The organism is Bradyrhizobium sp. LjRoot220, assembly GCF_964252915.1.
Classification (GTDB): domain Bacteria; phylum Pseudomonadota; class Alphaproteobacteria; order Rhizobiales; family Xanthobacteraceae; genus Bradyrhizobium.
The window spans coordinates 50,854-75,441 of record NZ_CAXUPS020000009.1 but is presented as its reverse complement, the minus strand read 5'-3'; the positions used below and the strand labels follow the sequence as shown (position 1 = coordinate 75,441).

The 24,588-nt window shown below is 61.7% G+C and carries 19 protein-coding genes; 10 read left to right on the top strand and 9 right to left on the bottom strand.

The genetic code is table 11. From position 1 onward, the window contains the following. Nucleotides 1–1,010 precede the first annotated feature (1,010 nt). The gene (locus ACSQ84_RS29400; RefSeq protein ID WP_436215230.1) at nt 1,011–1,907 is read left to right on the top strand and encodes a LuxR C-terminal-related transcriptional regulator; all 897 of its coding nucleotides are present in this window, start codon (nt 1,011–1,013) and stop codon (nt 1,905–1,907) included. A gap of 695 nt (nt 1,908–2,602) precedes the next feature. On the opposite strand, the gene ACSQ84_RS29395 is transcribed toward ACSQ84_RS29400, so the two are convergent. Further along, nucleotides 2,603–3,223 (bottom strand): NYN domain-containing protein, encoded by a 621-nt coding sequence (locus ACSQ84_RS29395; protein WP_436215229.1) that lies wholly within the window; start codon nt 3,221–3,223, stop codon nt 2,603–2,605. A gap of 952 nt (nt 3,224–4,175) precedes the next feature. Between ACSQ84_RS29395 and ACSQ84_RS29390 the strand changes: the two genes are divergently transcribed. The 4 genes from ACSQ84_RS29390 to ACSQ84_RS29375 all read left to right on the top strand — a co-directional run bounded on the left by ACSQ84_RS29390 (nt 4,176) and on the right by ACSQ84_RS29375 (nt 9,461). Then, nucleotides 4,176–5,930, top strand: a complete 1,755-nt coding sequence (locus ACSQ84_RS29390) for a PAS domain-containing sensor histidine kinase (RefSeq protein WP_436215228.1) — start codon at nt 4,176–4,178, stop codon at nt 5,928–5,930. Further along, entirely contained in the window at nt 5,927–6,592 is a 666-nt protein-coding gene (locus tag ACSQ84_RS29385; protein ID WP_436215227.1) for a response regulator transcription factor, read from the top strand. The genes ACSQ84_RS29390 and ACSQ84_RS29385 overlap by 4 nt, the downstream gene beginning before the upstream one ends. Before the next feature lie 135 nt (nt 6,593–6,727). Continuing rightward, nucleotides 6,728–7,117, top strand: coding sequence for a response regulator transcription factor (locus ACSQ84_RS29380; RefSeq protein ID WP_436215226.1), 390 nt, complete (start codon nt 6,728–6,730; stop codon nt 7,115–7,117). A gap of 1,879 nt (nt 7,118–8,996) precedes the next feature. Continuing rightward, nucleotides 8,997–9,461 (top strand): GNAT family N-acetyltransferase, encoded by a 465-nt coding sequence (locus ACSQ84_RS29375; RefSeq protein ID WP_436215225.1) that lies wholly within the window; start codon nt 8,997–8,999, stop codon nt 9,459–9,461. 65 nt (nt 9,462–9,526) lie between these two features. On the opposite strand, the gene ACSQ84_RS29370 is transcribed toward ACSQ84_RS29375, so the two are convergent. The 3 genes from ACSQ84_RS29370 to ACSQ84_RS29360 form a co-directional block, all read right to left on the bottom strand. Continuing rightward, on the bottom strand, nt 9,527–11,062 hold the full coding sequence (locus ACSQ84_RS29370) for a sensor domain-containing diguanylate cyclase (protein WP_436215224.1): 1,536 nt from the start codon (nt 11,060–11,062) through the stop codon (nt 9,527–9,529). A gap of 319 nt (nt 11,063–11,381) precedes the next feature. Next, the gene (gene aspA, locus ACSQ84_RS29365) at nt 11,382–12,839 is read right to left on the bottom strand and encodes an aspartate ammonia-lyase (protein ID WP_436215223.1); all 1,458 of its coding nucleotides are present in this window, start codon (nt 12,837–12,839) and stop codon (nt 11,382–11,384) included. An 839-nt stretch (nt 12,840–13,678) separates the two neighbouring features. After that, a complete protein-coding gene (locus ACSQ84_RS29360) occupies nt 13,679–14,830 on the bottom strand; it encodes a hypothetical protein (protein WP_436215222.1) in 1,152 nt (383 codons plus the stop codon). Between the two features lie 390 nt (nt 14,831–15,220). Between ACSQ84_RS29360 and ACSQ84_RS29355 the strand changes: the two genes are divergently transcribed. Both ACSQ84_RS29355 and ACSQ84_RS29350 read left to right on the top strand, forming a co-directional pair. Further along, complete coding sequence (locus ACSQ84_RS29355; protein WP_436215221.1) at nt 15,221–15,892, top strand: response regulator; 672 nt, start codon at nt 15,221–15,223, stop codon at nt 15,890–15,892. After that, nucleotides 15,889–17,820 (top strand): sensor histidine kinase, encoded by a 1,932-nt coding sequence (locus ACSQ84_RS29350; protein WP_436215220.1) that lies wholly within the window; start codon nt 15,889–15,891, stop codon nt 17,818–17,820. The genes ACSQ84_RS29355 and ACSQ84_RS29350 overlap by 4 nt, the downstream gene beginning before the upstream one ends. Nucleotides 17,821–17,993: 173 nt before the next feature. On the opposite strand, the gene ACSQ84_RS29345 is transcribed toward ACSQ84_RS29350, so the two are convergent. Then, the gene (locus ACSQ84_RS29345) at nt 17,994–18,278 is read right to left on the bottom strand and encodes a hypothetical protein (protein WP_436215219.1); all 285 of its coding nucleotides are present in this window, start codon (nt 18,276–18,278) and stop codon (nt 17,994–17,996) included. A 246-nt stretch (nt 18,279–18,524) separates the two neighbouring features. On the opposite strand from ACSQ84_RS29345, the gene ACSQ84_RS29340 reads away from it, so the two are divergent. Then, on the top strand, nt 18,525–18,776 hold the full coding sequence (locus tag ACSQ84_RS29340; protein WP_436215218.1) for a cysteine rich repeat-containing protein: 252 nt from the start codon (nt 18,525–18,527) through the stop codon (nt 18,774–18,776). 135 nt (nt 18,777–18,911) lie between these two features. On the opposite strand, the gene ACSQ84_RS29335 is transcribed toward ACSQ84_RS29340, so the two are convergent. From ACSQ84_RS29335 to ACSQ84_RS29325, 3 genes are all read right to left on the bottom strand, one after another. Continuing rightward, entirely contained in the window at nt 18,912–19,598 is a 687-nt protein-coding gene (locus tag ACSQ84_RS29335) for a hypothetical protein (protein ID WP_436215217.1), read from the bottom strand. A gap of 125 nt (nt 19,599–19,723) precedes the next feature. Further along, nucleotides 19,724–20,398 (bottom strand): hypothetical protein, encoded by a 675-nt coding sequence (locus tag ACSQ84_RS29330; protein ID WP_436215396.1) that lies wholly within the window; start codon nt 20,396–20,398, stop codon nt 19,724–19,726. Between the two features lie 230 nt (nt 20,399–20,628). Next, a complete protein-coding gene (locus tag ACSQ84_RS29325) occupies nt 20,629–20,874 on the bottom strand; it encodes a hypothetical protein (RefSeq protein WP_436215216.1) in 246 nt (81 codons plus the stop codon). Between the two features lie 111 nt (nt 20,875–20,985). On the opposite strand from ACSQ84_RS29325, the gene ACSQ84_RS29320 reads away from it, so the two are divergent. Further along, complete coding sequence (locus tag ACSQ84_RS29320; RefSeq protein ID WP_436215215.1) at nt 20,986–21,639, top strand: hypothetical protein; 654 nt, start codon at nt 20,986–20,988, stop codon at nt 21,637–21,639. 163 nt (nt 21,640–21,802) lie between these two features. Here the strand turns inward: ACSQ84_RS29320 and ACSQ84_RS29315 are convergent, their stop codons facing one another. Then, nucleotides 21,803–22,783: an NAD(P)H-dependent flavin oxidoreductase gene (locus ACSQ84_RS29315; RefSeq protein WP_436215395.1), complete on the bottom strand. Its 981-nt coding sequence runs from the start codon at nt 22,781–22,783 to the stop codon at nt 21,803–21,805. A gap of 97 nt (nt 22,784–22,880) precedes the next feature. Here ACSQ84_RS29315 and ACSQ84_RS29310 point away from each other — a divergent pair, with 97 nt between their 5' ends. Further along, nucleotides 22,881–24,443 carry an AMP-binding protein gene (locus ACSQ84_RS29310; RefSeq protein ID WP_436215214.1) on the top strand — a complete coding sequence of 521 codons (1,563 nt, stop codon included), beginning with the start codon at nt 22,881–22,883 and terminating at the stop codon, nt 24,441–24,443. The last annotated feature ends 145 nt before the right edge of the window (nt 24,444–24,588 follow it).

The window sequence follows — 24,588 nt, the reverse complement described above, 5'->3', positions numbered from 1 at the left end:
TTGCGCCAGACGTTTCAGGGGGACGTCCAGCAGCGCTTGAAACGACCAAGAGACTTCAAGGTTCCTGCAATAAGCATCTGGATACGCGACGACTTCTTGCGGGGTAGTCCAAAAGAGCGTCAGGTCGCGCCTCTGTGCCTGTCGATCGGTGAGACTGAGAGTTCTTATCGCGGGCACTAGGAAGCAAGTGACTCAGTCGCAAGTCTGGCAATCGTGAATTTCGTCGGCTGTCCGGAAGCCGATCTGAACGTTGGCACCGCCAGGAGATCGGGTAGTGATCTGCGCGGGTGCGCCTCTGCGCTCAGATCGCCAAACGGTCGAACAACGTCTCCTCGGCTGCAATCGGGCGTGGGGGGCGGCGATGCCCATCTCCGGCATCGATGTCAGGGCACTCAAAATGTTGTTGAGGCACATCGCCTGATGCTGGAACATTCGTTCGCGAGAGCTACCCTGCACTCCGGATGCCGGAGTAACTTCAGCCAACGAAAAGGTAAGCTGACCGGCCTCACTGTCCAATTCGCACGGACTTACGACAAAACCTCGTGACGATTGGTTGCGAGTTGATACCGCTAGCTGACCCTTGCGGGTCTGAAATAAAGCACGCTTTGCTGCACCAGAAGGGCGCAACGCTCGGTAGCCTCTCTCCGGTAGCTCGATCACAAACTGCCATTACGCGCCTGCACTGGCACCCGCACGTCGTTAACGATGATGGACTTGACATCCCTCGGGATCGCCGCCTGCCACATATAACCAAAGGTATATAGGGATATCCGGAATTCGAATCTAACATTCGTAAAAGCTTCACGACGTAAGACCGAGTCCTTTTTTCGAGAGTTTGACATTTCATCCTCTGAAGCGGAGTGCTCCACCGATTGAAGGCTAAAAAATTTGATATCAGGATTTCCACCACCTGAAGAAGAGATCCCTAACTTGCCGAACAATCACCGAACGAGGGCCGCAGTGCAACGGCCCCAGACAGTTAGTGCGCGTAAAGAGCTGGGAGGTTCACAATGCGGAGACCACAACCCGCTTCAATCATATTAGTCGGAAAAAGTATTTTACTCAGGGAAGGACTTGCCAGACTCTTGTGCTCAGCAAATTTTCGCATTCTCGCCTCGGTATCATGCGCCGATGATTTGCTTCCAAGCAAAGCCACACTTCCCCGACAGCTAGTTCTCATTGTTCATACCGGCAATGACTTTGACCCAGCGCTCGAACAAATTGAACTTATCAGGGAACGGCATCCAGGCGGACCCATTGCGGTTGTTGCCGATCACTATCGGGTAAGCGACCTGGTTTCAGCATTTCGGGCAGGCGCCAACGGCTATTTAGTGGACGTGACGACCTGCGATATATTCATCAAATCCGTAGAACTGTTGATGATGGGCGAAGTGATTTTCCCGCCGGCGTTTCTGTCATTCATGCTCGATGCCGGAAGCAGCCAACTGACCGAGAGGACGACCCGCGATAAAAGCGGCGAGCCGATCCTCGTTACGACTGAGGACACGATCGCGCCGCAACTTTCCCCGCGGGAGAAATCGATTTTGCGCTGCCTGATCGAAGGCGACTCGAACAAATGCATAGCGCGCAAAATCGATATCGCCGAGGCAACCGTGAAGGTTCACGTCAAGGCAATCCTTCGCAAGATCCGGGTCCAGAACAGGACGCAGGCCGCGATTTGGGGAATCAACAACGGAACACTGCCCCGGCCGGCAAGCAGCAGTCCTCCGCCCCCAGTCTCCGATGCGAGCGAGCGACCGCCGAACTCCATCTCTGCGATGTCCGCTATCAAGCAAGTGCAAGCGCCGACGCTGGCAGACGTGGTCGACAAGGAAAATCACGCCGAGGTCGTTGACTTCGACCGCTTGATCCGCAAGGGCATCACCCGAACAGCGGCCCGTCGCTAAATGCGGGAAGGTCATTCGGCCAAGCCATAGGTTTGGGCAAGCTCCGCTTGGCGCCGCTGCACCTTCGGCGCGCGTTTTCTTGAGACCCTGGGGTCGCATTGATCGGAGCTCCCTAACGACGAGATGCGCACCGCCCCAGTTTCGCACCCGAACAACCTCGGCAAAGCGCAACAAACGCGATCAATACCGGAGGGAGCCGAAGCGCGGGCCGAAATCGAACGTCTCCAAAAAGGGGCCTGATAGCGCTAGTTGATATTACTCAGTCAGCAAGAACGTATCGCCTTCACCTCGAGACGACGTAATTTCACGACGGCGCCCCGCTGCCGCCCTGGCCGCTTCACGAAGCTATGCTTGCTGGACGAGCGAATGCAACGCCTTAACCGCGGCCTCCCGGTCCTCCACAGGTACAAACAGACTGACCGAATGCGACGACAACACGTAAGTGTCGGGAGCAATTCCGTGATGTCCGAGAATCTGCAGAAGCGCTTCGAAGCAAAAAAATGTGGTCAAGCCAAAACCGGTTTATCGTCCTGGATTGATCCGCACCGAAGCGCGCGAGGTCGTATGAACGTATCCCGAGCCCCTCGGGACAGGTTTATACGTGATTGGGTGCCGGTTGATGCTGCCAGGTGACCCTTTCGGTTCGAGCGCCAAGGTTGGGTTGCGCTTACGCAACTAACCTCCCTGACTCGAAATCATTCCGTGAGATCGTTTCCATTCATTCCATTGATCGTGACACGCGACGCGAATTGCGGCGGTTGCTGGCGCATCTCGCGTGATAGCGGCCGCTCCGACGAATCACGCCCTATCTTTGGCTTCAGTTCGGCCAGATCAATGAAGGCGTCGGCCTGACGCCGCAGATCGTCAGCCGCCATCGGCGGTTGACTGACGATGGTAGAGATGACAGTCACGTGGACACCGCGGCGCTGCACCGCTTCCAACAGCGGGCGCAAGTCGCCATCGCCCGAGAACAGAAACATCCGGTCGAAATGATCGGCAAGCTCGATCGCATGGACGGCGAGTTCGATATTCATGCTGCCCCTCACCTTGCGGCGACCACCAGGGTCGATGTACTCCTTGGTGAGCTTGGTGACGACGGTGTAGCCGTTATAGTCGAGCCAATCGATGAGGGGACGGACCGACGTGTATTCCTGATCCTCGATGATGGTCGTGAAGTAGAACGCCCGCAGCAGCGCGCCCCGATCCTTGAACTCCTTGAGCAGACGCTTGTAATCGACGTCGAAACCGAGCGCCCTGCAGGTCGAGTAGAGATTGGCGCCATCTATAAAGAGCGCGATCTTTTCGGATGGCAACATTTACAACTGACCTCTTAATTCGAAATGGGCAGGTCAGCAGAGCGATCGACTCGTGCTCCGCCAGCAGATTGGAAGCCACCGAAGCTGTCCGACGTCACGAGCCAAGCGCACTGACGACGGCTCTGAGAAAGATCCTTGATGCGCCAGAGGCGCTGTTGCGTCGACCCACCCGTCGTGTCGCAGTTCGGCGCATCGTATCAGGCTATCTGGCCGGCTCAGGATCGGTCCGGTCGGGGCCGCCGAGAATGGCCGCACTCGCCTCAAGCAAGGCAAGATAGTTTTCATAGCAAACCAAAAAGCAAAGATCGACCAGTTCAAGAGCGGCTTCCCATGAACCCTCGTTCGGTGCGGATCTCGCGCCTCCAGAAATTACGTATGGTCGGAAGACGCTGCTGCTCTCTCGGCGTTTTGCTCCCGGTCGGTTGCCGTTCGAGCAGTGGATCAGTTGCAGGTTTGGCTTTGACATTTCAATCCCAGATTTGTGGCGGGACAGGATGGAGGTCGCTGAGCAAGCTGGTTTGGTAATGCGGTCATTCCGGACGCCGACAGCCAGCGTCCAAGGCGACCAGGTCGATGGAGCGAGATACCTGCTGCTGCCCGGCTCTCCAGTCAGCGTAATCACGGAGATTTACCGGACCATTGAACGGAGGTTCATCCGTACGTTACATTTGGGTAAGAGGAGCATACTTAAGTTTAGGACCGGCAACTTGGTTGGTGAGGGTTTGGCGAGCGTCGCATCCACTCCCGCAATGCGCGTTCCGCGAGGATCAGCCGGAGCTTGCGGCCGCGACGAACGGCCGCGACGATAAGCCCTTTGAGGCGCACGTATCGCGATGCACCATGCCTCCGAGCCCTGAAAAAGTTGCTAGGATGCCGTCCGTTAGGAAGTCCCATATTGTTTGCCGCTGACGGTCGTGATCGTCCATAGCGTGGGCTCCGGTGGCCGAATGCCATGCGTAACCAGCTACTGAAATCCCGGCGGCCTGCTGAGCAATTGCTGCTCGGCGGAATGGCGCTGGCGTCGCTGACGGTGGCTTGCATCTGGCTTGTGCTCGGTCCCGCCCCGGAGGTTGCCGACTATTTGATTGCGATTGCGCTACTCTTCGCCCTGTTTATCGCCTCATTGATCGTGATGCACCTGGTGGGGAGCACCCGCAGGCAAATCGAAGCCGCGCTTGAGAGCCGAGCAAGCGCCGAACAGCGTGCGATAGAAGCCCTGCGCGAGAGCGAGGCGCAGTGGAAGGAGGTCTTCGAGCACAACCCCGTCATGTATTTCATGGTCGATGCGGACGGTACCGTCTTGTCAGTGAACACCTTTGGTGCCGCGCAGCTCGGCTATCGGGTCGACGAGCTGTGTGGACAATCGGTGCTGAAAGTCTTCTTTGAAGAAGACCGAGATACCGTCCGCGAAAGCGTTGCAGTCTGCCTCGCGAACATCGCCCAAACGCGCAGCTGGGAGATCCGAAAGACTCGGAAGGACGGTTCGGCGCTTTGGGTTCGTGAAAACGCCAAGGCCATCCAGCGGCGGGATAACCGCTCGATCGTCCTGATCGCATGCGAAGATATCACCGAGCGCAAGGAGGCTGAAAAGGCCTTGCGGCAGAGTGGCAGCTATTTGGCCGAAGCACAGCGATTAAGCCACACCGGCAGCTTTGGCTGGTGCGTCGCCACCGGTGAAATTATCTGGTCGGACGAGACTTTCAGAATATTCGGCTTCGACAAGGCACCCTCCGTCGCGGTCGACAAGGTCGTGCAGCGCATTCATCCCGACGATCGAGCGGGCGCGCAACAGACGATCGACCAGGCATCGAGCGACGGGAGGGATTTCGATCACGAATATCGATTGCTGATGCCTGACGGCCTGGTAAAATATGTCCATGCAACGGCACATGCCGTAACCGACGCACAGGGCGGCATCGAGTTTGTCGGAGCGGTGACGGACGTCACGGCGCGCAAGAGAGCGGAAGAAAAACTGCAAGAGGCGCAGGCTGAACTTTCGCACATCACGCGTCTGACGGCGCTCGGCGAGTTGGCGGCATCGATAGCCCACGAGGTGAACCAACCGCTTGCCGCTGTCGTTGCCAACGCCGCAGCAGCCCTGCGTTGGCTCGACCGCGACACTCCTAACCTGCAGGAAGCGCGCGGCGCTCTAGTATCTATTGTCAATGATGGCACCCGCGCGGGCGAAGTGATCCAGCGGGTCCGTTCCCTGGTGAGCAAGACCTCAGATCATATGGTGCCGCTCGACATCAATCGAATCGTCAACGAGGTAGTCTCCTTGTTGCATCGAGAACTGTTCAGTCACCGGATATTGCTGCGGTTGGAACTCGCCCCCGCGCTCGGCCTGGTCCTCGGCGATAGGATCCAGATCCAGCAAATAATCCTCAATCTCGTGATCAACGGCATCGAAGCGATGCAACCGGTCACGGACCGGCCGCGCAAGCTGGTGATCCGAACGAATCAGGAAGGCGTTCACCAGATTCTGGTCACGGTCAAAGACTCCGGTGTCGGATTGGCCGCCCAAGACGCTAATCGACTGTTCGATCCTTTCTTCACCACCAAGTCCGGCGGCATGGGCATGGGCCTGTCGATCTGTCGATCGATCGTCGAATCCCACGGCGGGCGGCTGTCAGCCTCCAGCAATGTCGGGCCCGGTGCGACGTTTCAATTCAGCCTGCCGATGCATCAAGAGGACGATACGCCATGATCGGCCGCTCGACATCGGCTCGCAACGAGGCGAATCTGGAAGATCCGGTCGTCTACGTCGTTGACGATGACGCGTCGGTGCGTGAAGCACTCAGGAATTTGTTCCGCTCGGTAGGCTTGCGGGTCGAAGTGTTCGGTTCGGGACCCGAGTTTCTGCAGAGCAAGCTTCCGGACGCTCCCAGCTGCCTGATTCTTGACATAAGGTTGCCCCGAATGAGCGGCCTCGACTTTCAGGTCGACCTTGCCAGGGCGGGTATCCACATTCCAATCATCTTCATGACGGGGCACGGCGATATTCCGATGACGGTCAGGGCGATGAAAGCCGGGGCTGTCGACTTTCTGACCAAGCCATTCCGCGATCAGGACATGCTGGACGCTGTCACAACGGCAATCGAACGCGACCGAAATAGCAAAAGTGAAGCAAAGATCCTTTCTGATCTGCATGCGCACTTCGTGACCCTGACTGCTCGGGAGCGCGAGGTGATGACGCTGGTCACGGCCGGGCTCATGAACAAGCAGATCGCGGCCGAAATCGGAATTGCCGAGATCACCGTGAAAATACACCGCGGGCAAATCATGAGAAAAATGGCCGCGAAGTCGCTGGCCGATCTGGTGAAGATGGCCCAAGCGCTCGGATTACAGCGCACGGCGTCGCCGAAGTGACCTGGCGGATAATTAGGCGATCCGCTTGCGCGCTGCAAACCTAAGTATGATTTTTCGGCCTTGATTTGCGACGCACTGTGCGGTCAAGCAGCTTGCAGCAGGTGGAATTCTGCTTGCACCTCAGGAAGGACCGCTTTGTCCAACCCAGCCGTAATTTCAATCATTGACGATGACGTCTCCGTTCGCGGCGCGACCTGCAATCTCGTGCGATCGCTTGGATACGTCGTTCATACATTCGCCTCGGCCGGCGAGTTCCTGCGGTCGCCTCATCTGGATGACACATCTTGCGTCATAGCCGATGTTCAAATGCCAGTCATGAGCGGTCTCGAACTGCAAGCTCAATTGCTCGCCGACGGGTACCGGAAGCCCTTCATTTTCATTACGGCGTTTTCAGGCGAGAACGCTCGCGCGCGAGCTCTGAAGGCAGGAGCGAGCTGTTTCCTGACCAAGCCTTTCACCGAAGATGCGTTGATCGACTGCCTCGACGCAGCCCTGCAGGAACACGGCGAAGGGACGAGCAAATGATCCGATTGGCTTAGTGCACATCTCGCACCTCATGACTCTGATCGGCGCGACAAGAGAATGCAACAACACTATTCCACCCGTTCTGGCCGGCCGGCCCCGGGCATACGTAGGGATAAGAGGAACAACCATCTAGACAAGTTGAATATCGAAGTGAAGGGAATGACGATGAGCCATGGCATTGCCCCTCCATAATCCGCCGGCGCAATAGCGCAGTACACCGCGATCAGTGATTGGCAGTTCCTCCGAAGCAGATCGCCATGCGTAGAGGCTCACACTGTTCCGAATATGATGGCGAAGACCTCAAGATAATGTTTCTGCGAAGTCCAGCGCGTGAACACAACTGCGGATGCGTTTGTCTCGACCGGGGCCAGGAGAAGTTCATTAGCCTGATACTGCGAACGAACACGGAGGCTGCTTCATGATCAATCGTTGCGACAATTCGGACTGCAACCGTCCCTTCGGGCTGGTCCGATTCAACTGGTACTTCGGCCAGTTTTGCTCTGCCAGATGCCGCGAGAACCACAAACGTCAGCGGGACCGAAACAGATCCTATTGGAGATGGCTCTACAAATGCCCCGAACCGTCGCATCGCATGCTCCAGGGAACAGGATCGGACTGAACGTCTGGATTGGGACAGCGTGGAATTCGAGGAGCCATCATGTCAACCGCACATGCGATGATAGTCGGAGCGTTGCTCGCGTGGATGCCGACTGTTCTTGTGTTCGTCTGGATCGTTCGGGATATCCGAAACACACGCGGCGAAGAATGCGACTAGCGTTGCCGGATCCAGAAACAGGCCTGTGTCTGACAAGGGCCATCCGGCGGGCGGTTTTGGTCAATTGAGGCGCCGTTTGGGATTTCAGCCGAGGCAACAAACCCGCCCGCTAATGGATAGTTGCCACACTTGCCCCGCGTGCGCGCCGGCCATTAACCGTCCTTCGGGGCGGACTTCACCTCGCGCACCTGCCAGCTTTAGTCGGCTGCGATCCCCGCACTTTGGCGTAGCCGCCCATCAGCGCATGCGAACTCACGTCGTCGACGGCACGACCGTCAGTCGATTTCGGGCTTCCAGTTCAACGTGAGATCTATATCCCCGGGAAAGATCTGCCAACGCGACCGTCATCGAGCTCAACGATTTGGCTCCCGGCGTGGGAACGGATCTTCAGTCGATGCTGCGGTGGCCCATCGCCCGCAGCGCCTCAAACATCGTGCCGAAGCAGGCCTACATCCTTGCCTTCAGCGACACCTTCTAAGCACTGGGCGCGGCACTGATCGTCGCGATATGCTGGCGGGTCTCCTGCTCAAGAAGCCCGACCGCATCGATGCCGGTGGTGCGCATTAGAGATTTGTGGCAAATTTCTCGAAGGATGAAAGCCGGATCTGGGTCTTGGCGCAACATCCAGGCGGCCAGACGGCGCCCCTCCTCGGCCTCCCCTCGCCGTCTGAAGCTTTTTTAAGAAGCGCTCCAGCGCGGCCCTCCGTGAGTCGCGGGGCGCGCCTACTGCCGGGGGCCTGCTGTTTATTTTTGCCAACTATTACCGCGTCACCTTGTTGGTATTTCTGTTGCTATCGACAGCAGTTGGCGACGGAAACTATTTCAAAATCAAATGATTATGGTACTAGGCGATTGTCGGCCAGGGGCACCGCGCTTCGCCTGCGGCTAAGCGTGGCGCAGCCACGCCACAGCAGAGCGTGGCGCAGCCACGCAGACGAAGCGTGCCCGGCATAGCCCGAAGGGCGACGAGGGGCGAGGCATGCTGCTACGCGGCTTCCATCCTTCACCTGGCGCGGCCGGCTTGAAACCATCATTGCGGGTTAAGCGATCGCCTCGTACCGTCGGCAGGATTGCCACCTCCGCAGGAACCAGCAGGCTCACCCGATGGACATGCTCGTCAAGCTCTACGCGCTGCCCGATTCCCGGCCGGCCTACGATCGGTTGCTCGAGGCCGGACTCGTCATGCGCCGTGCGCTGGCTCCGGAAAAGCACAAGGTCATCGGCTGGGTGCGGCAGAATTTCAGCGAGGCATGGGCCAGCGAAGCCGATGTCGCGTTCGGCCGCCAGCCGGTCTCCTGCTTCATCGCGCTCCGGGAAAAAACCATCGTCGGCTTCGCCTGCCATGATGCAACCTGTGCCAACTTCTTCGGTCCCACCGGCGTCGATCCGGCGGCGCGTGGCGGCGGAGTCGGAAAGGCCCTGCTGTTCGCCTGTCTCGAGGACATGCGGCAACAAGGCTTTGGCTACGCCATCATCGGCGGCGTGGGACCGGCAGAATTTTATTCGAAGGCGGTCGGCGCGGTGGCGATCGATGGCTCGGAGCCGGGGATTTATCGCGGGCTGCTGTAGCGTCCCGCCTTCGCCGAAGCTTCGGCCGGACAAGTCCTGGACGCTATTTCTCGGACGACTGACCGTTAGATCCGGACGATGGAAGATCGCTCTTGATCGGCCATTCGATCAGCCTCGCTCTCTTCATCCGAATACGCGCCGGCATCGGGCACGAGCGAGCCCGCTTCGGTTTCCGCCAATTCGGTGCGGTTGCGGCCGAGGCGTTTGGCCTCATAGAGCGCCTTGTCGGCGGCGGCGATCAGATCGCGATGCTTTTTTTCCGCGCCGGGCACCAGCGACGCGACGCCGATGCTGAGTTTCGCATGATCGCGCTGCATCTCGTCCGCGCCGCAGCGGATGATCAGATCCTCGCGAATCTGGGCCGCCAGCGTGGCCGCGTCGCCGAGCGACGTCTCCGGCAGCAGAACGGCGAATTCGTCACCGCCATAGCGCGCACCGATATCCGAAGGGCGCTTGACGTTCGCCGCGATCGACGCGGCAACGGCCTGCAGCAATCTATCGCCGGCCTGATGGCCATGCGCGTCGTTGTAGGTCTTGAAATGGTCGGCGTCGATCATCAGCAGTGCGACAGGCGCGCGGCTGCGCATCGCGCGGCGCCATTCATAGGCCAGTGTCCGGTTGAAATGCCGACGGTTGGCAAGACCGGTGAGCCCGTCAATGGTGGCCAGAATGGTCAGCTTCCTCTCCGCGGCACTGCGGCGCGCGAATTCGCGATGCAGGAAAACCGCCAGCATCACCGTCACGGCGCACAGCGCGACCATCAAGGCGCCGATCGCGAGCGCCTGGCGCCACCATGCCGCAAAGACGTCGTCGAGTGACTGCCCGACCACGACGATCAGCGGCGAATTGCCGACTTGGGTATACACGAACAGCCGATTAATCCCGTCCGATACCGCGCGGGACTGATAATGGCCACTGGAGGCCTTCGGGAAGTGGGCGAACAATCCGGCGCGCTTGATGCTGCTGCCGATAAAATCCTGGCGGAACGGCCAGCGCATCAGCACGATGCCGTCGGTGCGCGCCAATGTCACCGTGCCATTTGGACCGAGCGAAACATCCTTGAACATCGCCTGAAAATGGTCCTGCAGCATGGCCGTGAGCACGACGCCGGCAAAGGAGCCGTCGGGATGCGACAGCCGCCGGCTGAACGCCACCAGCGAGAGGCCGGTGATGCGGGATGCGAGCGGACGACTGATGAACAGGCCGGGATATTCGTTATCTCTGTGAAACTGGAAATAGTCCCGATCGGACATATTGTGCTGCGGCGGGGTGAGTTTTTTTGAATCATGCGTGATCCGCCCGGTCTCATCGATGACGAACATCGATGTCGGATGTCGCGCGGTGGCGGAATAATCGAACAGCACCAGCTGGCGCATTTCCGGGCTGAGGCGGTCGAGACCGGGCAGCTTCAGATTGTTCATCACCCCTTCGAGCGAGAGATCGAGCAGGTCCACGTTGCGCGCGATTTCGGCTTTGAGCGAATTGGCGATGCTGGTGGCGACTTCGGTGGCGCGCGCTTCGGTCGCCCGACGCGCCTCCAGCAGAACCCAGCCGCACACAGTGGAAAAACTCAGCGCCAGCAGAACAACCGGAAGGGTCATCCGGTGATGCGACTGCGTCCATGCCCAACCGGAAGCCTCGCGCGCCTCGCCGGGCTCGCGCGACCAGAGGGACTTCCACAACGGTTTGTTTGCTTCCGCTATTGCCACGGAATTCACTTTCCAGACGTTTCCTTCGCCTTTTGTGCGCCAATCGGACGAGTTCGGCGTTAATCGCGAAGTGAATTTTCCGCGCGTGGTTCACAAATTGTTCGCGGAACTGGTTAGAATTGCGTGATCGGGCAACTTGCCGTGGAACTACGGACTCCTTTTGCGCTGCACGCAGACAGCGATGGGCCGCGATGCCTGTCGGCATGGGCGCTCAGTCGATCTGACTCGGCCCCGAGGTTCCCACCTCCGCCTTGCCGTGCACCAACGTCACCGTAACCGCGCGGGGCCGGGTCAGCACTTCCGGCTGCAGGATCTGGTCGAGTTGTTGCGGCGTCAACAGTTTTTTGGCCAGCACCAGATCGTAGACGCTCTGGCCCGTGATCAGCGCTTCCTGCGCGATCTCGGTGGCGTTGGCGTAGCCGATATAGGGATTGAGCGCGGTCACGATGCCGATCGAATTCTCCACGCCGCGGCGCAGGTGCTCGCGGTTGGCGGTAATGCCGTTGACGCACTTTGCGGCCAGCGTCAGGCAGCCGGCGCGGAGATGGTTGACGCTCTTGAACAGGCTGTGCGCAATGATCGGCTCGAACGCGTTGAGCTGCAACTGGCCGGCCTCGGCGGCAAAGCTGACGGTAATGTCGTTGCCGATCACCTCGAAGGCGATCTGGTTGACGACCTCTGGAATCACCGGGTTGACCTTGCCCGGCATGATGCTGGAGCCCGCCTGCATCGGCGGCAGATTGATCTCGTTCAACCCGACGCGCGGTCCCGACGACAACAGCCGCAGATCGTTGCAGGTCTTCGACAGCTTGACTGCCACCCGCTTCAGCACGCCGGAGAGCTGAACGAAGCTGCCGCAGTCCTGCGTCGCCTCGACCAGGTTCGAGGCGGTCACGACCGGAATGCCGGTGACCGAGCGCAGGTGCCGGCACACCAGGCCGGCATAATCCGGGTGCGAGTTGATGCCGGTACCGATCGCGGTCGCGCCCATGTTGATTTCGCACACCAGCAGCACGGCTTCCTTCAGCCGCTGCTCGTCTTCCCCCAGCATGACAGCATAGGTGGAAAACTCCTGCCCCAGCGTCATCGGCACCGCGTCCTGCAACTGGGTGCGGCCCATCTTGATGATGTCCCTGAACTCATCGGACTTGCGCTCGAACGCCTCGCGCAGCACCGCCATGGCGTCGACCAGCCGCATGATGCCGGCATAGGCCGCCAGCTTGAGCGCCGTCGGATAGACGTCGTTGGTGCTCTGGCTCATGTTGACGTGCTCGTTGGGGTGCAGGAATTTGTAGTCGCCCTTGGGCCGGCCGAGCAGCTCCAGGGCGCGATTCGCGATCACCTCGTTGGCGTTCATGTTGGTGGAGGTGCCGGCGCCGCCCTGAATGACATCGACCACGAATTGGTCGTGCAGTTCGCCTGCTCGCACTTCCTCCGCGGCGGCGACGATGGCGTCGGCCAGTTTGGCATCGAGCAATCCCAGTTCGCGGTTGCTCTTCGCCGCGGCGACCTTGATCGAGGCCAGCGCCGTGATCAGGTCCGGATAGATCGAGATCGGGGTGCCGCTGATCGGGAAATTCTCCACCGCCCGCAAGGTGTGAACGCCGTAATAGGCCTCCACCGGCACGTCACGGTCACCCAGCAGATCATGTTCGCGTCGCGTCGTCATCGGGGGGACCTTTCGCCGGGGTGGCAGAGAGAATTCTGATAAGAGCAGGAGACGGGGGATTTTCCTAGTCTTGGATCGCTGGCTTCAATCCGTCATCCCCGGGATGAACGCAATTGCGTTCACCCGTAGGTGCGCGCTCTTGCGCGCCTCGAAGGACGACGGCCCGTCTGTGGCCGATTCATCCTTCGAGGATCGCCCAGCGGTGCAACTGCACCGCAAGGCTCGCACCTCAGGATGACGGGTATAAGTCCGCATTCTCGCGGCGGATTGCGCCCGAGGTTTGCCAGAAATTTCCCGCCCTCGTGAGTAGAGGGCGCAGGGAAGACCGGGTGCGCGCTGCACCCGCGGTCCCGTGTGCGGTTGGTAGATAGAAAGCTGCACACGAGCATACAGGGCAGCGGTGAACACCCGGCCTTCCCTGCGCAATGGCTTTACGGCTTATAACGAGCTCTCCCCGGAGAACGGCTCTTTTGCCTCCGTTGCGCCCTGAAAACTATTGCCTCCAGGTGCATTGACGCCAGCACCGCGACGTCAGGACCACACGTCTTCGCCGTACGCTTCGGCGCCTTTGGTCAAGGGCACCGTCACGTCCACCGCTACCCGTCCAACGTCCGTGACCACGGCCGACGCCCTTCTGACTAGGACGGGATGGCCAAACTATGCCCCTGAGTCGGCCTTCCGTAAAAGCGAAATATTTTTTATTTTGGGGCTTGACATTGATTCTGGATAACAGAAGTTATTCTGCCACCGCTTCTGCCATGGCTAAGCCGGGCGCGGCCGTCGGGTCAAAATGTCGCGGCGCAATTCATCCGATGGTCGCAATGGGCTGCACCCAATCCTCACCGCTGCCCGAGCCCGATCAGGTTGCGGCCCTTCTGCACCAGGAATGCCAGTCCGGCCGGTTCGGCGTGATGGCGATGCAGCGCGAGCGATCCAAGGACGTGGTGGAGGTTTCCCGGCAGCGATTGCAACTCGGCCTTCAGATCGGCCGCGACCGCCGCCATCACCTCGTCGAGCTTTCGTCCCCAGTCGGTCTGGTCGATGCGATCGATCCAGGTTCGCAGCGCGTGCTCCATGTCGTAGATATCGGTGAGAATGTCCTTGGCAATCGAAATTCGGTTGCTCTTCAGCGCGTGATTCAACTCTATTCGCTGGTCGTCGAGATGATCGAGCACCATCGGGATGCTGATCGCATAGCGGGTCGCCGCTATCTCGGCGGCGTTCTTGCTGCGCGCCGACTTGGTCGCGAGACGCGCCAGCTGCCACGGTACCTTGAGGCGCTTCGTCACTGCGGTCAGGGCAAACGGCATCGCTTCGGGATGCTTGGCTGCGAACGTGTCCAGCTGTCCGCGAATCCTGGAAAGCGCGTCGCCGTCGAAATTATCCACCTTGGACGGCAGCGATCCATTGAAGGCGACGATGGCGTCGCGCAACCGCAAGGCCAGCAGGATCTTCTTGAGATCGTCAAAGCTGGCGCGGGAGCCGGTATATTTGCCAAGTCCGCTTCGTACGTCGGCAAAGCCCTGCTCGGAGCCGAGGAACCCCTCGATCGTCTTGATCACCTTGGACTGGAAACCGGCAACGATCAGCTTGGCTTCGTCCGGATTGTCCTTCACGATGAGCTGCTTCATCCGATCGCAATAGTCGCGGGCCATCGATGGCAGCAGATCCTGGTTGATCCATTCCCAGATCGGCGCAAGCGATCCGCGCGAGATCTGTCCGGAATTGGCGCGCTCGGGCGAGCGGTCGACGAACAAGGCCTCGATCGCCTTGAAGAAGTAGCGCGACGGATTGCCTATACGATTGTGCGGCTCGCCGCTCTTGCGAAACTCGGCGCGCAGTTCCGCCAGGATGATTTCGAAACCCGAAATATCCTCGTCGTACATCTGCATCCGCTCGATTTCGACGAGCAGGCTGCTGCGCGCATGCGACGTCAGATGACCGAGATATTTTCGGATTCGGTCGATCTGGATTTCATTGCCTGTCGTCACGTGGAAAGGGTCCTTGATGAGCGGCCTGGAAGTGTGGAGCCTGTTCCTTGCAACCAGATTACTTTTTGGCCCCGTAAATTCACGGTCGGATTACGGTTCCGGCAAATGGGACTGCAAATGGGACTCATGGATGCTCCATCCCTTCGCGCGCACAAGGGTCAGTAAACCACCGGATGCCGAGCGCCGGGAGAGCGGCCACGGTTTTCGGCGAAGGAACTGTGTGCGTTGCCCGATCAATTCGATTAAAGCTGATGGCGTCCGGAGCAGGCGCGATCCGCGCGGCGCGGCGCCCTCCGCTATGCCCTCCCCCATGAATATGGCTGTCCTAAAGCCCCGCCGCAGGGTTAAACTCGCGCAGGGGCCGCGGGGACAGGCGGCCGGAGCCTTTTCATGACGAGCGATGAGCCGCTTTCGCAAGCCATTTCCGTCTTGCTGGTCGAAGACGACGCGCCGACGTTGTGGCGGCTGCAGGATGCGCTGACCAAGGCCGGCTATCAGGTCCGTGCCGCGGCGACACTGGCCGAGGCTCGCGCCGGCCTCGCGCAGGGTTCGCCAAAAGTGCTGCTGACCGATCTGCAATTGCCCGACGGCCACGGCATCGACCTGATCCGCGAAACGCGCCAGCGCTTTCCCGACACCGAGATCATGGTGATCTCGATTCTCGGCGACGAGGAGAGCGTGATCTCGGCGATCACGGTCGGCGCCACCGGCTATCTGCTCAAGGACGCATTTCCGACCGACATCGCCGCCACCGTCCGCGACCTGGTGGCTGGGCATTCGCCGATCTCGGCCTCGATCGCGCGCTTCATCGTGCGCCGGACCCAGAACAATCCGGAACCGCCGCCCGGCCCGCCGCTCAACACCGCAAAGCTCACGCCGCGCGAGATCGATATCCTCTGGGGCATCGCCAAGGGATTTAGCTATGCCGAGATCGCGGGCCATCTCGGCCTGTCGCGCCAGACCGTGCCCGGGCACATCAAGAGCATCTATCGCAAGCTCGAAGTGCATACCCGCGGCGAAGCGGTGTTCGAGGCGGTGCAGCAGGGCCTGATCCGGCTGTGAGCGAGGACGCCGCAATACAGGCCCCTCCCGGTGAGGTGCGACGGCGGCTGCAGGTCTCCCGCCTGTTGCAATATGTGCTGCTGCAGGCGCTGATCGCCGTCGCCTGCGGCTTTATCCTGCGACAGCCGCTGCCCGCGCCACCGGACAATTACGCCGTGACCGAGTTCAGGCTGCGCGAAGGTGGCACTGAGCGTTCGGTAACGCTGCCGCACTTCGCCAGCGCGCGGTCGCCTGCCGACGCTCAGCCGATCTATTCCGGCCGGTTCATCTGGCCGGCCGAGCAGCCGCCGCGCGCGTGGTCGATCTATCTGCCGCGTTTCACCAATGCCGCCGAAGTCGCCGTCAACGGCGTCGTGGTGCTGGACACCAGGCGCGACCCCGCGGCCAATCGGCCCGACCGCAACACACCCCAGATCGCGGTGATTCCGTCGGCACTGCTGCATGGCGGTTCGAACGAACTCACCATTCGCGTGATGGTATGGGGCCCGATCTCGGCGTTTCTCGACGTGGCTTACGTCGGACCGGACGATGTCGTTCGTCCCTATTACGACCAGCGGACCTTGTTGTTCGGCACGCTGCCGATCGTGTTTTCGGCATGGCAGGCGATCCTCGCGGTCATTCTGACGATCATGTGGGTGATGCGGCGCCATGAACCGGCTTACGGCATGCTGGCGGCGGCGATGGCGGTCGGCGTCCTGCAGGCGTTCCTGTCGACCCCGCTCGCCGAGCACCGCTACGCCGCGCTCAATTCCATCGCGATCGCATCGGCGCCGCTCGAAAGCGGGCTTGTGCTCGCCTTCGGCATTCTGTTCTTCGGCCGCAAATGGCCGCGCTGGGGCCCCATCATCTTCGTGCCCGGTGCGATCCTTGTCGTTGCCGGGCTGATCGGCGGCCAGGCTTCGGTCCGGGCGCTGTATCTTTTCATTGGCTCGCCGATGGTCGGACTCTGTCTGGTGATGATGGCGCTGATCGCTGGAAATGCGGTGCTGCGGCGGCAGGACTTCGCCAGCATGCTGCTCGGCTGCGCGGTCACGATCGTGCTGACCAGCTGGATCCATGACATGCTCTCCGTGCTGCAGATCGTAGCGGACCGGCGCATCTTCTTCTCGCGATTGTCCTATTCGGCGATGCTGGTGGCGATCGGCGCGGCGCTGACCTGGCGGTTCGCCCGGGCGCTCAACCAGGTCGACAGCTTCGCCGGCCGCCTCATCACCCAGGTGCGCGAGGCCGAGGACAAATTGAAAGCCAGTTTCGCCCGCGAGGAGGAACGCGCGCGGGCCGCGGCGCTGGCGCGCGAGCGCAACCGGCTGATGCGCGATCTGCACGATGGCCTCGGCGGCCAACTCGTCAGTATCGTGGCGCTCAGCGAACGCGGCAATGACGCGAGCGCGCCGATCGGCGACGCCGCGCGGGCGGCGCTGAAGGATCTGCGCCTCGTCATCGATTCCATGGACGACATCGGCGGTGACCTGATGCTGGCGCTGGGATCGTGGCGCGAGCGTGCGATGGCGCAGTTGCGTCCGCACGACATCGAGCTCGATTGGCTGATCACGCCGCCAGGTCTGCCGGTGCATCCGGAATTGCGGCCCTGGCACGTGATCCAGATCATGCGGCTGCTGGACGAAGCCCTGACCAACGCGGTCAAGCACGCGCATGCGCGCCGCATCACCGTCAGCATCGAGACGCGGCGCGATGGCTCGGGGCTCGACCAGGGCTGCATTACGATCGAGGACGACGGCAACGGTTTTGCGCTGGCAGCAGGCGGCGCAGCGCCCGCCGGGGGCGCCAAGGCGGGCCGCGGCCTGCGCAACATGCAAAGCCGCGCCGCGCGCTGCGGCGCCGGGCTCGATTTGACATCCGGCGCCGGCGGAACGCGGGTGGGGCTGACCTTGCCGCACCGCTTTCCCGACAGCGACGCTAGTGGCTAGCTGGATGTGAAATGATTTTGTTAGTCGGCCCCGTCCACAGACTAGCGATCCGGGTGGAGCAAACTCTCTCCAGACGAACAGCCGGACTCGTGGCGAAACCCCCACCCCGACCCTCCCCCGCAAGCGCGGGAGAGGGGGCGCTGCGCCATCGTGGACGCCGTTCGCGCTCTGGCTTACCGGCGGCCGACACGGTTGACCGGGCCGCCGCGGTTCATCGGCGTGCCGGCGCGGACACCGACGCCGGGCGCACCGACACCGACCGCGCCGACGCGGGGCGTCGCAACCACGGCGGCGGCGGCCACCGGCGTCGGCCGCACCACGCAGCCCTGCGGCACGCCCACCGTCTTGCAATAGACCACGGCAGCCTGGGCCGAGCCGGTGCCGAGCGCCAAAGCTGCCACGGTCGAAAGCGCCGCCACGGTCAGACCGGCGCTCAGCCATCCAGAATTCCTCAACATGCAACCTCTCCTGATTTTGCCGTGCAGCCTTGCGATGGACCGACCGGTCACCGCAGCCGACGCGGGGAGGTATTTGGGCCAGACCCGCGTGCCGCGACATCCCATGAAGATGGTGTGGCGGTGTCGCGGGGCGTTTGCAGGAGACATTTGGCTGCCATGAACATGGCATGGACCGCGCCGCCGGCTTCGACGAGTTTCCGCGGGCGCTTTGCTCAATCCGTCAATGCCCCCTCGATAAGGTGATCCATGAAGAAGTCCGTCCAAAAATCCACGCGTGTGTCCATCCTCGTCTCGCTCGCCTTTGTGCTCGCCGCCGGCACGCCGGCCTCGGCGCAATCCGGGCCGAGCCGCGAAGAGCAGATGGCCTGCCGCTCGGATGCCGGGAAGTTCTGCGCCGAGCATATCGGCAAGCCGCCACAGATGAACGCCTGCCTGCGCGAGAACAAGACGAAACTCTCCGACCCCTGCCGCAAGGTGGTGGAATCGCGCGGCGGATAGGTCACGCGATTGAGAGCTTCGGTTCTGAATAATCAGAATCGAAGCTTTGGCTTTTTGACGCGTGTTGTTCACGCGAGCCGATGTCCACCCGGATCGTGCGGAGCAAGCTTCACGCGAAAACGCTTTGGGAATCGATCAGTCCAGATCGAACAATCTGATCCGCGGCGTCGCGACCGGTTCGGCGGCGAACACCTGCCGCGGCTCGGTCTCTTCGCGGACCCTCACCTCGAACTCGCGAAGCTCCTGATCCTGCCGCGGCCGGCGTCGTTCCGTCCATAGCTGACGGCGCTCGGCCCTGCGCTTCTCCTCGGCGGCGCGTCTCGCCTCTCGCCTGAGATCGCCGTCGCGTGACTTCACGTCGCCGTCGCGTGACTTCACGTCGACATCGCGTGCCTTCACGTCGATATCGCGCGATCTGGCCAAAGCGGCTTCGGGGGTTTTGATCGCTTCAGAATTTGCTTTTTCAGACGAAACGGCCTGCGTTACCGGTACAGCGTTCGGCTGCGGTGATACTGCGGGCGGCGTGCCGGCGGCGGGCCGTGCCTGCGCTGAAGCCGTCGGCGCGGGTTCGCCCTGCGGTCCTTTCGGGGCCGGCGCCGGCGCTGGATTCGACGCAGTCGCCGCACTGGACGGCGCCGGTTCCGCCGACACGTTCGCCGCCGGGATCGGCTTCTCCGACATCCGCAGTTCGAGCTTGCTCATTTCGATCCTGGGCGCATGCGGGCTGACCATGTTCGAAATCAACACGCCGCCGCCAAGGCCCGCGGCAACAGCCGCGACCACGGTTCCCACGCCTGCAAAATAGGCTGTCGATGTGCGCATGGCCCGGCTCCTTAAGCCCACGCGGGAAAACGCGCGGCAAGGGCCGATGTTCCAAAACGGGAAAATGTGGAAACGGCGGAACCCGCGACGACGCGTGGTCGCCGCGACCGCTCAGATCATGTCACTCAGATCATGGAGGCTACTTTTTCCAGCCCGATGATGCGGGCGAGCGAACGCACTTCGCTCTTCTGGTCTTCGCGCAACTGGAACAATAGCGGCATCGCCGCCGATTTCAGTTGCTGGACTTCTTCAGCCTCGGGATCGATCGGGATGCTGGGGCCGTTGGGATCGGCCTGGCGCTTGGCGTGAATCTTGCGGGCGACGGCGCGAAGCGCGGTCTCCACCGGCGGCCAGTAGGATTCCTGCGAGGCGGACAGTTTCAAGCGCTCCTTGATTCCGGCGATCTGGTTGTCGCTCAGCAGCGCGTAATTCTTTTGCGGAGCCGGCTTGGCGGCCGCCTTGGGCCTGGCCGGCGCCGGAGCGGGCGCCATTGCAGACCCCGGAGCGGGCGCCGCGACTTTCGGAATGTCGATGTCGGCCGGCGCAGTCGAGGCATAGGCCTGGCGCAGCGGCTCGCTCAGCACAGGGGCAGCCTGCGGCGGTTCGAACGCGGCCAGCGCGGCGACCGCGAGCCGGTCCTTCTTGTTTTCCTTGTTCGAAACCGGGTTTTGGACCGCGGCCGGCGCGGAAGCCAGTTCGTACCGCGCGGCGGGTACGCTGTCGCGGCCGAGAATCGCGGTGGCAGCGGCGCCGGCCACCAGCACACAGGTCAGCGCAACGATCATGATGGCTTTGGTCAAAAGCGTCTCCATTCCGCCGATCCCGGAGCCTTGCCGGCTCCAGTCTCTTGATATTTTGACGCGCCTTCTTGACGCGAACCGGTCACCCCGGATCGCGTCCGGGGCATGCTTTTGCTCGGAAACGCGGTCGAGGACCCGCGAAAATTGGACGGTAATTAAGGCTTTACCATGCCATTCAAGGGGTTATGGGGCGCGGAAAAGCGTGGAAATCGCGCCGAATCGACAAAAAATCAGGCCGCCGCAGCGAGATCGTAGGCTTCCTGGATGTCGGCGACGATATCGGAGGCCTCCCAGAGCGCGTCGGGGGCGACCGAGCGCAGGCTGATGGTCCAGTTGCTCTTGCCGGTACGGGGCATGCTGACGATGTCGAATTCGACGTTGCGGCACAGAGGATGCCGATCGAGCGCGCGGGTCACCCGCCACTTGATCTCATCGATGGTCGCCGGGGTTTTGGCATAAAACTGATCGAAATCCATCTTGCGCCCCCTTATTTGCGGACAGCCCGGCTGTGGCGGCGGGCTATCCTGTGGGCCTATTGTTGAGACCGATTTGGTTAACGGCCCGTTAAATCGAGAGCGGCACGAGGAATGACAGAGACAACAGCCGAAACGACGATCGCCGCAACCAGGCCGTCGGTCCGCACCGCCCTGTTGGCGGCCAGCGTCATTTCGATCGGCACGCTGCTGCTTGCGACGTTTGAATTGTCGATGGCGGACTTCCCGTCCGCCTTTGTGCTGCTCGGCATTCTGCCGCTGACGGCGCTGATGTTCGTCGGCTGCGGCATCTGGACGGCGACGCTGCTGCTTCGTATTCGAACCGGCGGCGCGAAATTCGCGCTCCCGTTCCTGGTCTGCGCGGCGACGCTCGCGATACTCGTCTACGCCCCGCTGCAGCAAGTCGCGCTGCAGCGGAATTTCTACTGGCACCGCGCCGATCGCGAACGGATCGTGGCCCGCATCGAGGCCGGCGAACTCAAGCCGAACGTTCCCTACAATAAATCCATGATCGCGCTGGGCGCCAGCGAGCCCAATGTTTCCGCCGGCGGCAACGACATCGTCATCGACCAGGCCAGGGGCGGCACCTACGTGCTGTTCCTGACCTCGCGCGGCCTGAAGCACTATTTCACCGGCTTCCTGCGCGTGCCGCCGGGCAGTGATCCCAAGGATTTTTTCGAGTTCGACGACAAGCCGCCGAGCCAGCTCGTGCGCTACGACAAGGATTGGTATTACGTGTCGAATTAGCCGGGCTTCATCCTTCGAGACGGCGCTGCGCGCCTCCTCAGGATGAGGTCTGATCGCTCAGGTTGATGACTAAAACCCTCATGGGGAGGAACGCGGCAAAGCCGCGCGTGCCCGGACGATGCAACGCATCGCCGGTCGAACCACGAGGCCGCAGAACTCGAAACTAGCCGATCTGGACCCGCGCAACCGCCGCGCGGTATTCAGCCAGCGTCCGCGCAACGAGTTCATCGACAGCGAGAACCTCGGACACACCAGACGTCGAATGCCCGGCGCTCCAGATGTCGCGCCAGCGTGTCGGACGGTGGTCGCGGGCGCCGATATCGATGTCCTTGCCGATATCGATGGCGCCGCGCGCCGGCAGATCGTCGGGATCGAGGCCGGCGGCTGCGATCGACGGCCGCAGCATGTTGGTCTGCAAGCCCGTGAACGCCGTGGTCAAAAGAATGTCGTCAGCGCTGCTGGCGACCAGCATCTCCTTGTATCTCGGGTCCGCCATGCTCTCGCGCGTGGCGATGAATTTGGTGCCCATGTAGGCGAGGTCGCAGCCGAGCGCCTGCGCCGCGCGCAAGGCGTGGCCGTCGCTGATGCCGCCGGCGAGCACCAGCGGCCCGTCGAAGAAGCCGCGCACCGCACGCACGAACACGAACGGGTTGAGCCAGCCGGTCTGGCCGCCGGCGCCAGCCGTCAGCAGCACGAGGCCATCGGCGCCGGCGGCGACCGCGCGTTCGGCATGGCGAATGCTGGCGACGTCGGCAAAAACCAGCGCGCCGGCATCATGCAGCGGTGCCAACACAGGTGCCGGCGAGCCAACGGAGGTGATGACGATCTCGGGCTTGTGGCGGAGCAGCACGGCGAGATCCTGCGCCAGCCGCGCATTGGAGCGGTGCACGATCAAGTTCGGGCAAGTCGGCGCGGCGGGTTTTCCACTCTCATCGGAATGGCGCTGCAAGCGGCCTTCGATCTCATCGAGCCATTCGTCGAGCTGCTCGGGGCTGCGGCAGTTCACCGTCGGGAATGAACCGATCACGCCGTTGCGGCAGGCGGCGACCACGAGATCGACGCCGGAGACGAGAAACATCGGCGCCGCGATCAGCGGCAGGCTGAGGCGATCGTGGAAGCGCGCGAGGAGATCGGTTGTATGCATCATCGTGGCTTGAGCCGTGCCCTTGTTGTGCTAGCGTCGGAGAAACATTGGCACGATCGACAGTCGATTACAAAAGTTGCCGGGGGAAATTTAGGAAATGGACAATCCACTGTACGCGTCTCCGGTTGCTTGCGAGCAAACGCTGCGGGCGCTGGCGCGTTATCCGGAGCGCACCGCGTTCAGCTGGCCCGGCGGATCGATCACCTACCGGGGCACGACCGATCTGATCGGCCGTATCCAAAGCGTGTTCATGCAGCTGAACTTCAAGCCGGGCACCCGCGTCGCGTTTCTCACCGCCAACCGCGCCGACAGCTGGTGCGCCGGTGTCGCCGCGCAATTGTCGCGGCTCGCGATCACCTGGCTGCATCCGCTCGGCTCACTGGACGATCAGCTGTTCCAGATCGAGGATTCCGAAGCGCAGATGCTGGTGGTCGACGGTACTACGTTTCGCGATCGCGGCGGCGAACTCGCGGCCAGGGCAACCGGCCTCAAAACCGTTTTCACACTCGGCCCGGCCGAATACGGCGCTGACCTGCTCGCCGCAGTGGAAGCCTTCGGTAGCGCGACGCCGCGCTGCTTCGCCGGCCGGGACGATATCGCGATTCTCAACTACACCGGCGGCACCACGGGCAAGTCCAAGGGCGCGCTGCGCTATCACCGGGAAGCGGCCGGCTCTGCCAACGCGATCCTGGCTGATTTCGAAATTCCGGATCGGCCGAGCTACCTCACGGTGGCGCCGATCAGCCATGTCGCGGGGACAAAGGTGCTGCCAACCCTGATGCGCGGCGGCACCGTGCACATGCTGAAAGGCTTCGACCCCGAAGCCGTGTTCAAGACCGTCGAGCGCGAGCGCATCAATTTCACGCTGCTGGTGCCGACCATGATCTACGTGATGCTGGATCACCCGTCGCTCGACAAGACCGACCTCTCCTCGCTCGAACTGCTGCTGTACGGCGCCTCCGCGATGTCGCCGAGCCGGCTGGTCGAGGGCATCGCGCGGATCGGGCCGGTATTCTCGCAGCTCTACGGCCAGACCGAGTGCTATCCTTTGTCGGTGCTGCGCAAGGCCGACCACGATCCCAAAACGCCGGAAATGTTTTTGTCCTGCGGCTTCCCGGTGAGCGCGTGCGAGGTCAAGGTGCTCGATGACAACGACCAGGAGGTCGCGACCGGCGAGGCCGGAGAAATCTGCGTGCGCGCGCCGCATGTCATGGCCGAATACTGGAAGCGGCCGGAGCAGACCGCCGAGACCTTGAAGAACGGCTGGCTGCACACCGGCGACATCGCGCGATCAGACGAGCGCGGCTATTTGTTCATCCTCGACCGCAAGAAGGACATGATCGTCTCCGGCGGCTTCAACATTTTTCCGCGCGAGGTCGAAGACGTCTTGTCGCAGCACGCCGACGTCGCAATGGTGGCCGTGGTCGGCGTGCCCGACGACAAATGGGGCGAGGCGGTGACGGCCGTCGTGGTGGCGCGCGAGGGTACAAAACCGAACGCGGACGAGCTGATCAACCTCGTGAAAACGAAAAAAGGTTCGGCGCACGCGCCCAAGCACATCCAGTTCGTCACGGAGCTGCCGATGACCGGCGTCGGCAAGGTCGACAAAAAGGTGCTGAAAGCCGGCTTCTGGACCGGTCGCGACCGGATGGTGGGGTAGTTCGCGCGGACTCGTGTCCCGGACGCGGTGCAGCGCCCTTCGCGCTGCTCCGCAGAGCCGGGACCCACGCAGCGCGATGCTCCGATAGATGGGTCCCGGATCAGCAGCGCACCACGCCGCGAAGTGCTGCGCGCTGCGCAGCATC